Source organism: Bradyrhizobium sp. P2_E8 (genome assembly GCF_056403875.1).
Genome location: NZ_JBFUES010000106.1, coordinates 1 through 12,409, shown reverse-complemented (window position 1 = coordinate 12,409; position 12,409 = coordinate 1). Strand labels below are relative to the sequence as shown.

The window sequence follows — 12,409 nt, the reverse complement described above, 5'->3', positions numbered from 1 at the left end:
GCTTAAGAGAACGCCGAAGCGAAGCTTCGGCTATGGCGCCGGATGAGGGGTTCTATCCACTCGCAAAACCGTTCGTGGGGATAGAACCCCTCACCCGGCCTCGCTTYGCGAAGCCACCCTCTCCCACAAGGGGAGAGGGTGCACCGTCATCGCCGCACGATCAACGCCTCAAGGTCCCAGCGCTTACGCCTTCGTCAGCCTGTACTGCCCCAGATCCGGGTCATGCGTCATGCGCCAGTAATCCACGAACCGCCACGGCATCRCGGAAAACACGCGGCCGCTTGAGTTGCGGTAATAGGTCGTCATGCCGGGATGGGTCCAGATCATCGCCTCATGCTCGGCATCGACTTTGCGCACATAGTCGTCGTGCACGTCCTGCCGGACGTCGATGGCGGCGACGTCGCGTTCGATCATGTCGGCGAGACACGCCGAGATGTAGCGGCTCTGGCACTCCGACTGGAAGATGACGCTGCCGCCATGCGCCGGACCCGAGTTCGGGCCCAGCATGCAGAAGAAGTTGGGAAAATCAGGCACGGTGAGACCGAGGAACGCGGTCGGGTTGTCGTTGCCCCAGGCGTCGCGCAAATTCCTGCCGTTGCGGCCGCTGATGTTGAGGCGCGCCGCCATCTCCGTGACCTTGAAGCCGGTCGCGACCACGATGATATCGGCGGAACGGTGCTTGCCGTCGGCGGTGACGATGCCGCCCTGGTCGAAACGGTCGATTGCGTCGGTGACGAGCTCGACATTGTCCCGCCTCAAGGTCCTGAACCAGTTGTTGTCGAGCAGGATGCGCTTGCCGTAAGGAGGATAGGTCGGCACGCATTTTTCGATCAAGTCCGGCCGGTCCTTCAGCTCGGTGAGGATGAAGTCGGTCAGCTCCTGCCGGTGCCGGTCGTTGCCCTTGTTGACGGCGCGCTGCGGATGCGGCCACGCCGGGTCCTTGCGCAGGAACGGCAACAGCCCGTCGCCGTAGCGCCAGAACATGTTGAAGCGATACCATTGCACATAGAAGGGCAGATGCGCGAGCAGCCAGCGCGCGCCCTCGCTGATCGGATCGGAATAGCCCTTCACCGGCCGCGCCCATTGCGCGCTGCGCTGATAGACGGTGACCGAGGCGACACGGCCGGCAATCGCCGGCACCAGCTGCATCGATGTCGCGCCGGTGCCGATCACGGCGACATGCTTGCCGTCGAGATCGATATCGCCGGACCATAGCGCCGAATGCAGGATCGTGCCCTTGAAATCCTCTTCGCCCTTGAAGTGCGCACGGGAGGGATCGTTGAGCTGGCCGATGGCCGAGACCAGCGCGGTGGACTCGAAGGTCTCTTCGCCGTTCCCAGTCTTCAGCGTCGAGATCCAGCGCTTCTTGCCTTCGTCCCAGCGCGATGAGGTCAGCTCGGTGTTGACGCGCAGATGCTTGCGGATGCCGTATTCATCGGCGACCTTCAGGAGATAGCCGAGCAGCTCCTCGCGCTGGCAGAAATAGCGCGTCCATGCGTTGCGCGAGCCGAACGAATACGAATAGGAGTGGTTCGGCGTATCGACGCCACAGCCGGGATAGCGGTTGATCCACCAGGTGCCACCGAGCTCGTCATTCTTCTCGACGATGGTGTAGGGGATGCCGAGATGGCCGAGCGCCACGCCGAGCGCGATGGCGCAGACGCCGGCGCCGACGATGAGAACGTGCTGCTCCGCGAGCTTGTCGTCGGAAGGACGCGTCGTCCATCGTGTCTCGCGCGGCACAAAGCCCATCTCCTCGCGCATCAGGGGCGCATATTCCGGCGCGACATTCTCGCCGAGGCAGGCGCGCATCATCTTCAGGAGCAGCTCTTCGCCGGGGGCGCTGATGACCGGCTGCGGCGAGCCATTGGCGAAGAGGTTGACCACTGCGGCGCGGATTTCGTCCTGGACCTCCTTCGGCACGCCGGCTTCGGGATCGGGAATGAGGCGGATGTCGCGCTTGGGCAGGTACGGCGGCTCGAGCCAGCGCGCATCGCCGGTCATGTGCACCAGCACCATCAGGAGGCAGCGGATGTCGCCTTCGGCGATCGCGGAGGCGATATCGAGCGGCTGGTGGGGAGATGCGATGTTCATGGCGTTTCCTGATCTCCGGATACAGCTTGGGATGGGCGGAGATCGCCGAATGAGACGCGCATTCTGCACGGGACTGGCGAACCACGCCACGGTCGTCGGCAAGGGCCAGATCGTGCTATGCCGCCGGAATCGACGAGGTGAGGGCCAATGACGCAATTAGCCGGGGCGCCGGTGTCCAAATAGGCCGGAAGAAGAAAACTGTTGTCCCGGGGGCGTCCGACGGAAGGAGTTTCCCCGTCGAGGCGCAAAAACGCCAATCGCTTCCATTGCCGTTTGGGGCCGAAACGACGACATTCCGTTCAGAATTTGATGGATTGGCGCAAGCTATGGAACGCACTGGATTTGAACCCTTCGGCGAGCAGCTGGTGTCCGCAACGGACACCCAGCCCAAGTCGCGCGCCTCGAAGCTCCTGTTGCGGGCCGGCACCACGCTGTTCTGGTCGCTGGTCGCGGGCATCGTGCTTGCGCGCGCGGCCTTCTTCGAGCCGGGCATCTATGACGGCTTCAGCCGCGTCGCCTCGCTGGCCAAGAACCTGATCTTCTGAGCCGGTTTATTCCGGGGCGAGGACAGAACTTCCCTCGGCCCTGATATGTCGAAAACTTATTTCCCAATTGGATCGTGCTGCGTATAAATCTTTCTCCTCTGGGAGAGATTTGTGTCGCAGAATCAAGCATCCAGCCCGGCCGATGCCAAGCCGGCCACCGCCATGAGCCGCATTGCGGCGCTGATTCCGGGCATCCTCCTCTGCATCGCCGTTGCCGGCGTCTCGGCCCTGCTGGAACGGGCGGAACTGGGCGTGTTCGAGCATCCCTATGTCGAGGCGCTGGTGATGGCGATCCTGCTCGGCATGGCCCTGCGCAGCTTCTGGAAGCCCGCGCCACGCTGGCAGGCCGGCATCGCCTTCAGCGCAAAACAGCTGCTTGAAGTCGCGGTGATGCTGCTCGGAGCCTCGATCAGCTTCGCGGCCATCGCCGCCTCGGGCATCGCGCTGCTCGCCTCGATCGCCGCGGTCGTCGTGATCGCACTCTGCGTCTCCTTCGGCCTCAGCCGGCTGCTCGGCCTGTCGACGCGGCTGTCGATCCTGATCGCCTGCGGCAACTCGATCTGCGGCAATTCGGCGATAGCGGCCGTCGCGCCGATCATCGGCGCCAACAGCGACGAGATCGCATCCTCGATCTCCTTCACGGCGATCCTCGGTGTGATGATGGTGCTGGGCCTACCGCTGCTGATTCCGCTGCTGCAACTCTCCGCAACGCAATACGGCATTCTCGCCGGCCTGACCGTCTATGCGGTGCCGCAGGTGCTCGCGGCAACGGTGCCGGCCGGCCTCGTCTCGACGCAGATCGGCACGCTGGTGAAATTGATGCGCGTGCTGATGCTCGGCCCCGTCGTCGTCGGCCTGTCCCTCGTCGCCTCGCGCTGGCAGAGCGACGCCAAGAAGGCCAATGTCGGCTTCTTTCGCCTGGTCCCGTGGTTCATCCTCGGCTTTCTCGCGCTGGCGACGCTGCGCTCGCTGGAGATCGTCCCTAGCACGGTGGTCGGACCGGTGACCAAGATCACCAGCTTCCTCACGGTCGTCTCGATGGCCGCACTTGGCCTCGGCGTCGACGTCCGCGTGCTCGCCAATGTCGGCGGCAGGGTGACGGCCGCGGTGACGCTGTCGCTGATGCTGCTGCTCGGCATCAGCATCGCGCTGGTGCACTGGTTCAAGTGATGGAGCGAAACTGCCGTAGGGTGGGCAAAGGCGCGAAAGCGCCGTGCCCACCATGTATCCACGTTCATGATGAAGGTGGTGGGCACGCTTCGCTTTGCCCACCCTACTAGACCGTGATCCCCGCAAACGGGGCGAGGTTAAGTCAAATCACATCCGCCAGCGAATGCCCGTGCAGCTCGATGTTCAGCCCCTGCATGCCCATGTCGGTGATCTCGCCGCCCATCGCCTTCAGGCTCTCTTCGCGGATCAGCGACATCAGCCCGCGGCGCAGCGCCAGAAATTCCGACGACATCATCATCGATTGCTGGCGCGGTCGCTCCAGCGGGATCGGAATCTCCGCCTTGATCGAGCCGGGGCGCGCGGTCATGCAGTAGACGCGGTCGGACAGGAAGATGGCTTCGTCAATGTCGTGGGTGACGAACAGCACCGAGATCTTCAGCCGCTGCCACATGTTGGTGAGGATCTGCTGCATGATGACGCGGGTCTGCGCGTCGAGCGCGCCGAACGGCTCGTCCAGCAGCAGCACCTTTGGCCCCGTCGCGAGCGCGCGGACGATGCCGACGCGCTGCTTCATGCMGCCGGAGAGCTTGTCCGGATAATGCTTCTCGAAGGCCTCGAGCCCGGCGAGCCCGAGCAGCGTGCGCGCGGCGCGCTCGCGCTGGGAGCGCGGCATGCCGCGCATCTTCAGGCCGAACTCGACATTCTCCCGCACCGTCTTCCAGGGAAACAGCGAATATTGCTGGAACACCATGCCGCGCTCGGCGCTGGGGCCGTTGACGCGCTCGCCGTCGACGGTGACGATTCCGGTGGTGGGCTTGAGGAATCCCGCGACCGCGTTGAGCAGCGTCGACTTTCCGCAGCCGGAGGGGCCGACGATCGAGACGAATTCGCCGGGCTTCACATGGATCTGCGTATCGGTGACGGCCTGGACCGGCCCCTCGATGCTGTCATAGCTGAGGGAAAAATTCCTGACCTCGATATGGCCCTTCGACGGGTTCGCGAGCATCTCGCTCATGTCGACCTCCACGGCATCACCAATTGTCCCGCGCCGCGGATCAACAGGCTCGAACCAAGGCCGAGCACGCCGATCGCGATCATGCCGAGCGCGATGTCCGCATACTGGACCAGCGAATAGGCCTCCCAGGTGAAGTAGCCGATGCCGTACTGCCCCGAGATCATCTCGGCGGCAATCAACGACACCCAGGCGACGCCCATGCCGACGGTGAGGCCGGTGAAGATATGCGGCAGCGAGGCCGGAAAATACACTTCGCGGAAGATCGAGCGTTCGCGCGCGCCGAGACATTGCGCGGCGCGCACCAGCACCGGATCGACCAGCGACATGCCGTGCAGCGTGTTGACCAGGATCGGGAAGAATGAGCCGAGAAAGGTGATGAAGACGATGCTCTGCTCGTTGGTCGGCCACAGCATGATCGCCATCGGCACCCAGGCGATCGCCGGGATCGGCCGCAGCACCTCCGCGACCGGGAAGATGATCTCATGCACCAGCTTGAAGCGGCCCATGATCAGGCCGAGCGGCACGCCGACGATGGCCGCAAGCGAGAAGCCGATGAAGATGCGCCGGCAGCTCAAGAGGATGTGCATCAGGAATTTCGGATCGTGGATCGCCTTGGTGAAGCTGGCATAGACCGCGAGCGGCGAGGGCACGTTGGTAAAGCGCACGAAGAACACGACGCGGTAGGTCGTGAGCAGGTGCCAGACCAGCAGGAACGCGATCAGCGAGGYGATGCCGATCGCGGTGGCGCGCAGCCGGCCCTGGTTCAGCCGGTACCAGCGCAGCGCGAGCGTGCCGAAGGAGGGCGGTGTCTTGGGAGGTGTCTTGGGCTGTGTCTTGGGCGGAGCGGCGGGCGCCGGGCCCGCCTCCGCGACTGCTGTTGCCGGCATGCTGTCCTCGGGATGTCTGAGGAGGGCGGGACTGCTCACGTCTTGCCTCCGCTGACCGCCGCCTTCACCGCGTCGTCGAAGCCGAGCACCTTGCCGCTGATCTTGGCGGCATGGGCTTCGGCATCCTTCTTCAGCAGGAACGGCGCGACCTCGTCATTGCCGACCGCGAAGAAGGCCTGGTCGGCGAACAGCTTGATGCCGCGGGTGGTGTCGAAGACATAGGCGACGTTGATCTTCTTGCCCTTGGCCTTGAAGTCGGCATAGGCACCTAACGTGCAGGCGGCGGACGCAAACGGCAGGATGCCRGCTTCATCCACCCAGATCTCGCCGGCCTTGCGCGGATCGGTGATCGGCTTCTTGCAGAAAGCGTCCTCGCCGGAAATCTCGTAATTCTTCGTGCTTCCAAGCTGCGCGTCATAGTCGAGCTTCATCTCGGCATAGGCCTTGCGGATGTAGCTGTCGTCGACCCACTTCCTCGGATCGAACTCCTTCATGCGACCGAGATTCTGGAGCACCTTGACGTCGGTCGTGGCGGCATCGATCAGTGCCGGCTTGACCGTGGGGTCAGTGGTCATGTTGCCGCTGGGGCCGAGGAAGATGTAGACGACCTCCTTGTTGATGCCGGTCCATTCCTGGATCTTCTCGGCGGCGAGCTTGGGATCGTCGCGCAGCCACTGGTTGGCGGCGATCAGCGCCTTGAAGTAGGCGACGACGACTTCAGGATATTTCTCGGCGAAATCGGTGCGGACGACGATGCCGTGGAAGGTCGGCAGGTTGGTCTCGACCCCGTCGAAGATCTTTCGCGCGAAGCCGCGGAACGGCAAGAGCTCGGCGAAGGGGACGAAGTCGGCATGCGCGTCGATCTTCTTCTCCTGGAGATTGGTCGAGCCGACCTCCGGGCTCTGGCTGACGAGCTGGAAGAAGTCCGATGCGTAGCCGCGGTCCTGCATCGCCTTCAGCACCATGCCGTGCGCGGCGGAGCCGAACGGCACGCTGACCAGCTTGCCCTTGAGATCGGCAAGGTCGTAGTAGGGCGAGTCCTTGTGGACGACGAGGCCGTTGCCGGAGCCGGACAGGCTGTAGGCGGCAACACCGACCAGGCGGCTCTTGCTCTCCGGATTGCTCTCGAAGGTGAAGCCGTTCACGATCAGCGGATAGTCGCCCATCATGCCGATCTGAAGCTTGTTCGCCATCATCGCATTGGTGACGGGCGGGCCGGAGGTGAAATTCTGCCACTCCAGCTCGAACTTGGTGTTGGCGTATTTGCCTGACGTCGGCAGGTACTTCTCGAGGAGATGGAGCTGGCGGATGACGACGCCGGCGGTCACCGTGTTGGTCGTGGTGTCCTGCGTTCCGATGCCGAGCGTGACGGTTTCCGCCGAAGCCGGCTGCGCGAGGATCAGCGCCAGCGACGTCACCGACATCGCGATCGAGAGTGTGGGAAGATGGCGGACCATTCTCATCCTCATTCGGTTGGATGTGCTGTGGTTGCCATGATTGGGTGAGGGCACGGGCAGGGCAAATCCGGAATGACCGCCGCAGTCGATTAGTTGCCGGGAAAAGCTGATTGCATACTCCTTGGGCAGTCCTGCACTAGAAAGCCGCTTGCCTGTGCAGCGGCCCTGGCCGCGGGCTCCCTTAATCGGACGCCTGGCCGCGCATCTCTTCCAGGACGTCGGCGCGGCACACCACGATCTGCGAGCGTTTGGTCACGACGATTCCCTTCTCCTGCATGCGCTTGAGGCTGATCGTGACCCATTGCCGGGTCGCGCCGACCATGTGGGCGATGTCGGCATGGGTGAAGGCCGCCGCAATCACGGTGCCGTCGGCGTCCGCGACGCCGTAGAGCTCGACGAGATGCAGCAGGAGATGCGCGAGGCGCTGCGTGATCGAGCGCGTTCCCAGCATCTGGGCCAGCGCCGAGTAGCATTTGCCCTTGAAGGTGAGACCTTCGATCAGGCCGATCGCGAGGTTCGGGATCTCCAAGGCAAGGGACCGCAGTTCCTTTCCGGGCAGGTGCACCACGCTGCAATTGCTGGATGCGACGCCGGACCATTGATGCACGGTGCCTTCGAACACTTCCGGCCCGCCGACGAAATTGCCGACATGCCAATAGGCCAGCGTGATCTCGCGTCCGAGCGGGGACGTGTAGAACACACGGATGCGGCCGCTTTCGATCAGCCAGATGCCGTCATGCTTGCCGCCCTGGCTGAACAGCGTCTGGCCGCGGTTGAGCACTTTTCGCCGGCCCTGCTTCAGCACCAGTTCCCGCTCGCGCGGTGAGAGCTTGTCCATCAGCGGCGGCGGTCCGCCGATCCATTGCTGGTTCTCGGTGAGCAGCAGCGAGGAGCTTCCGGCAGGCCGGACTGCCGGGGGAACAGCCCCGCGAACCACGTTGGCCGCCTGCAACATCTCTGCCTCCGGAACGTTCAAGTCGTTCTAAAGAGGAGCAATGTCCGTGCCAGATTCACTCCGCTGTCATCGCCCGGCTTGACCGGGCGATCCAGTATTCCAGAGACGTCAATGAGTTATCGAGAGGCCGCGGCGTACTGGATTCGCCGCCTCCGCGGGGAATGACAGCGGTGGCCGTTGCTTGGCTGAAGCGTCTCTCCAGCGTCGTCCTGGCTTTCGCCGGGACGACATCGAATGTTGGGTCAGCGCCCCGCCAAACTCAACAAATACGCCTTCGGGTAAATCCCCCGGTTGTGCCCATCCGAAAACGAGATGTTCAGCCCGTAGCCGAGATCGCCGATCTCGATGATGGCGATGCCCGGAAACGCGTCAGGGAAGCGGCCGTCGAAGCGGGCGCGGGTGCAGTGGGCGCATTTGCAGGAGAGGCGAAGCTGCTCGGCCGGCAGGCTCAACGCATCGTCCTGCGTGGTGCGGACGAGGAGCGCGGCGAGATCGGCGCTGGCCTCATAGTTGGCTACGGTTGGTGCCACCACAGTCATGGTCATGACGAACCTCCGAATCCTCTCTACGTCGTCGTGACGCCGCTGCGATAGCAACTAATTGCCAGCGCGAGCGCGCCCGCCTGACCTTCGCTGCCTCCTCTTCAGTCACCGCCCGCGAAATGTGAAACTAATCGACCGGGAATTTCACTTACGAATTGCCGGACTCTGCTCTCTCCGAAACCTTGGGCGCCATCGATGGCCAAGGAGAGACCATGAGCGCATTTCAGAAGGAAACGGTTCTGTCGGTCAGGCACTGGACCGACAACCTGTTCAGCTTCACCGCGACGCGCGATCCCGGCTTCCGCTTCCAGAACGGCCAGTTCGCGATGATCGGGCTCGAGGTCGAAGGCAAGCCGTTGATGCGGGCCTACAGCATGGCCAGCGCCAATCACGAGGAGGCGCTCGAGTTCTTCTCGATCAAGGTTCAGGACGGCCCGTTGACCTCGCGCCTCCAGAAGATCCGGGAAGGCGACATCATCCTGGTCGGCCGCAAGGCGACCGGCACGCTGATCACCGGCAACCTCATTCCGGGAAAACGCCTGCTGCTTCTCTCGACCGGCACGGGACTCGCGCCGTTTGCCAGCCTGATCAAGGACCCTGATGTTTACGAGAATTATGAGACCATCGTGCTCGCCCATGGCTGCCGTCAGGTCTCCGAGCTCGCCTATGGCGAGCACCTCGTTGAAGGCCTGCGCAACCACGAATTCTTCGGTCCCCTGATCCGCGACAAGCTGGTCTACTACCCGACCGTGACCCGCGAGCCGTTCAAAAACCGTGGCCGCATCACCGATCTAATCGCCTCGAACCAGCTGTTCGACGACATCGGGCTGTCAGGCCTCGATATCGAGACCGACCGCATCATGCTGTGCGGCAGCCCGGCGATGCTGGAGGAACTCCCTGCGATGTTTTCGGCGCGCGGCTTTGTCGAGGGCAATCACAGCCAGCCCGGCCATTTCGTGATCGAAAAGGCCTTTGTCGAGCGCTGAGGCGCAAATCGTGTCCCGGCGACAACTAATTGCTATCGCCGGAAGGCGCCCTGAACAAATCTGATGCAAAGGCGCCGGCTATCGGCGAACCAGGAGCAAGCGATGGCACTAGATCAGATCGTCGACGGACTTTCGGAGGTTTCCTGCGATGTGCTGGTCATCGGCGGCGGCACGGCCGGCCCGATGGCGGCGCTGAAGGCGAAGCTGAAGAACCCGAAGGCCAATGTCGTTCTGCTCGAGAAGGCCAACGTCAAGCGCTCCGGCGCGATCTCGATGGGGATGGACGGGCTCAACAACGCCGTCATCCCCGGTTACGCGACGCCGGAGCAGTACACCAAGGAAATCACCATCGCCAATGACGGCATCGTCGACCAGAAGGCGGTCTATAAATACGCGCAGAACTGCTACAAGATCATCGAAGAGCTCGACAGTTTCGGCATCCGCTTCCTGAAGAACGAGAACGGCGACTACGCCGTCAAGAAGGTGCATCACATCGGCACCTACGTGCTGCCGATGCCGAACGGCGAGACCGTGAAGAAGGCGCTGTACCGTCAGCTCCGCCGCGCCCGCATCCTGATCTCCAACCGCTACATGGCGACGCGGCTGCTCAAATCGTCTGACGGCCGCATCGCCGGCGCGATCTCCGTCAACACGCGAACGGCGGAAATGCTCGTCATCAAGGCCAAGGCGGTGATCCTGTGCATGGGCGCCGCCGGCCGCCTCGGCCTGCCGACCTCCGGCTACATGTTCGGCACCTATGAGAACGCCGCCAATTCCGGCGACGGCTATTCCATGGCCTATCACGCCGGCGCGGCGCTCGCGAACCTCGAATGCTATCAGATCAATCCGCTGATCAAGGACTATAACGGCCCGGCCTGCGCCTATGTCGCCGGTCCCTTCGGCGCCTTCACCGCCAACAACGAAGGCTCGCGTTTCATCGAGTGCGACTACTGGTCCGGCCAGATGATGCTGGAGTTCTACAATGAGCTCTTGTCCGGCAAGGGTCCGGTGTTCCTCCAGCTCAAGCATCTTCACCCCGACACCATCTCGGAGATCGAATCCACGCTGCACAAGGTCGAGCGTCCCACGCGCGGCCTGTTCCAGCAGGGGCGCGGCGTCGACTACCGCAGCGAATCGATCGAGATGCACATCTCCGAGATCGGCTTCTGCTCCGGCCACAGCGCCTCCGGCGTGTTCGTCGACGACAATGCCCGCACCACCGTTCCCGGCCTCTACGCCGCCGGCGACATGGCGAGCGTGCCGCATAATTACATGCTCGGCGCCTTCACCAACGGCTCGGTCGCCGGCATCGACGCGATGGAGTTCGCCGACAGCCACGACTTTGCGGAGTTCGACGCCGCCGATGTCGCGCTGGAACGGGATCGCGTGATGGCGCCGACCAAGCGCGAGGACGGCATTCCGCCGAACCAGGTCGAGTACAAGACCCGCCGTCTCGTCAACGACTATCTCCAGCCGCCGAAAGTCACGCGCAAATACGAGCTCGGCATGCGCCGCCTCGCCGAGGCTCGCGAGGATATGCAGGAGCGCATGATCGCCCGCAACGCGCACGAGCTGCTGCGCGCCCTCGAAGTGCAGTCGATCATGGACTGCGCCGACATGGCGGTGCATGCCTCGCTCTATCGCGAGGAGAGCCGCTGGGGCCTCTACCACTGGCGCACGGATTTCCCGGAGAAGGACAACGAGAACTGGTTCTGCCACACGCTGCTGAGCAAGCGGGACGGCAAGATGACCAGCGAGAAGCGCGCCGTCGAACCGTACGTCGTGCCGATCGCCGACGACGAGAAGGACCTCTACGACAAGCAGCGCATCCGCGCCTCCGCCTGATCCACCAGAACATAGCAACAGGAGACATCCAATGCCTCTCGCTTCCTATCAGACATCGGTTCCGGTGGTCGTCGACGACGCCAAGTGCATTGCGGACAAGGGCTGCACCGTCTGCGTCGACGTCTGCCCGCTCGACGTGCTGCGCATCAGCGAGATGACCAACAAGGCCTACATGGCCTATGACGAGTGCTGGTACTGCATGCCCTGCGAGGCCGATTGCCCGACCGGCGCCGTCACCGTCAACATTCCCTATCTGTTGAGGTGATCATGTCGAGCCCGTTCGAGTCCTACGACGATCTCGAAGACGCCGACGAGCGGCTTCAGGCCGCCGATCCCGCCGAGCGCCGTGTCGCCATCATCGCGCTCGGCCATTCCGGCGATCCCGCCGCCGTCGGCCATCTCGCCAACATGGTCGCAGATCCCGATGCCGGCGTGCGCCAGCAGGTGGCGATGGCGCTCGGCGAGTTCGACGGGCCGGAAGCGGCGAGCGCGCTCGTCAAGCTGCTGGTCGATCCCGAGAGAATCGTCGCATCGGCCGCCGCCGACAGCATGGCCGAGTTCAAGGATCCGGCCTGTGCCGACATCATCCTGCCGCTGGTCAAGCATGCCCACGCCTTCGTCCGCATGGGCGCGCTGCGCGCGCTGAAGGAGCTGCGCTGCAAGGACACGCTGAAGCCGGCGCTGGAAGCGCTCCAGGATGCGGATGCCGCCGTGCGCGTGCAGGCGATCGGCGTGATCGGCTTCCTCAAGCTGGAGGAATCCATCCCCGCGCTGACCGCGCTGATCAACGATCCCGACGCGCATGTGCGCCGCGCCTCAGTCAGCGCGCTGGCGTTCTCGCAGATGAAGCCCGCGGCGGAGACGATCACGCGCGCGCTGAAGGATGCGGACTGGATGGTGCGCGAGATGGCGG

Annotated in this window: 12 protein-coding genes; 6 read left to right on the top strand and 6 right to left on the bottom strand. The window is 63.6% G+C overall.

Annotation, left to right across the window (positions count from 1 at the left end; genetic code table 11):
- Nucleotides 1-183: 183 nt before the first annotated feature.
- Nucleotides 184-2,094 carry a flavin-containing monooxygenase gene (locus tag AC1D00_RS08650; protein WP_477010366.1) on the bottom strand — a complete coding sequence of 637 codons (1,911 nt, stop codon included), beginning with the start codon at nt 2,092-2,094 and terminating at the stop codon, nt 184-186.
- Between the two features lie 365 nt (nt 2,095-2,459).
- On the opposite strand from AC1D00_RS08650, the gene AC1D00_RS08645 reads away from it, so the two are divergent.
- Entirely contained in the window at nt 2,460-2,639 is a 180-nt protein-coding gene (locus AC1D00_RS08645; RefSeq protein WP_232585903.1) for a hypothetical protein, read from the top strand.
- A 111-nt stretch (nt 2,640-2,750) separates the two neighbouring features.
- Nucleotides 2,751-3,809, top strand: a complete 1,059-nt coding sequence (locus AC1D00_RS08640; RefSeq protein ID WP_477010365.1) for a YeiH family protein — start codon at nt 2,751-2,753, stop codon at nt 3,807-3,809.
- Nucleotides 3,810-3,951: 142 nt separating this feature from the next.
- Here the strand turns inward: AC1D00_RS08640 and AC1D00_RS08635 are convergent, their stop codons facing one another.
- From AC1D00_RS08635 to AC1D00_RS08615, 5 genes are all read right to left on the bottom strand, one after another.
- A complete protein-coding gene (locus AC1D00_RS08635; protein WP_477010364.1) occupies nt 3,952-4,824 on the bottom strand; it encodes an ABC transporter ATP-binding protein in 873 nt (290 codons plus the stop codon).
- Entirely contained in the window at nt 4,821-5,750 is a 930-nt protein-coding gene (locus tag AC1D00_RS08630) for an ABC transporter permease (protein WP_477010363.1), read from the bottom strand. The genes AC1D00_RS08635 and AC1D00_RS08630 overlap by 4 nt, the downstream gene beginning before the upstream one ends.
- A complete protein-coding gene (locus tag AC1D00_RS08625) occupies nt 5,747-7,168 on the bottom strand; it encodes an ABC transporter substrate-binding protein (RefSeq protein ID WP_477010362.1) in 1,422 nt (473 codons plus the stop codon). The genes AC1D00_RS08630 and AC1D00_RS08625 overlap by 4 nt, the downstream gene beginning before the upstream one ends.
- Nucleotides 7,169-7,349: 181 nt before the next feature.
- Nucleotides 7,350-8,123, bottom strand: a complete 774-nt coding sequence (locus tag AC1D00_RS08620) for a Crp/Fnr family transcriptional regulator (protein ID WP_135172627.1) — start codon at nt 8,121-8,123, stop codon at nt 7,350-7,352.
- Between the two features lie 242 nt (nt 8,124-8,365).
- Nucleotides 8,366-8,662 (bottom strand): gamma-butyrobetaine hydroxylase-like domain-containing protein, encoded by a 297-nt coding sequence (locus AC1D00_RS08615; protein WP_477010367.1) that lies wholly within the window; start codon nt 8,660-8,662, stop codon nt 8,366-8,368.
- A 215-nt stretch (nt 8,663-8,877) separates the two neighbouring features.
- On the opposite strand from AC1D00_RS08615, the gene AC1D00_RS08610 reads away from it, so the two are divergent.
- The 4 genes from AC1D00_RS08610 to AC1D00_RS08595 all read left to right on the top strand — a co-directional run.
- Entirely contained in the window at nt 8,878-9,651 is a 774-nt protein-coding gene (locus AC1D00_RS08610; protein ID WP_477010361.1) for a ferredoxin--NADP reductase, read from the top strand.
- Nucleotides 9,652-9,753: 102 nt separating this feature from the next.
- The gene (locus tag AC1D00_RS08605) at nt 9,754-11,496 is read left to right on the top strand and encodes a fumarate reductase/succinate dehydrogenase flavoprotein subunit (protein ID WP_477010360.1); all 1,743 of its coding nucleotides are present in this window, start codon (nt 9,754-9,756) and stop codon (nt 11,494-11,496) included.
- 31 nt (nt 11,497-11,527) lie between these two features.
- The gene (locus AC1D00_RS08600; protein ID WP_011085981.1) at nt 11,528-11,761 is read left to right on the top strand and encodes a 4Fe-4S dicluster domain-containing protein; all 234 of its coding nucleotides are present in this window, start codon (nt 11,528-11,530) and stop codon (nt 11,759-11,761) included.
- A 2-nt stretch (nt 11,762-11,763) separates the two neighbouring features.
- On the top strand, nt 11,764-12,409 hold a 646-nt coding region (locus AC1D00_RS08595), incomplete at its 3' end, for a HEAT repeat domain-containing protein (protein ID WP_477010359.1).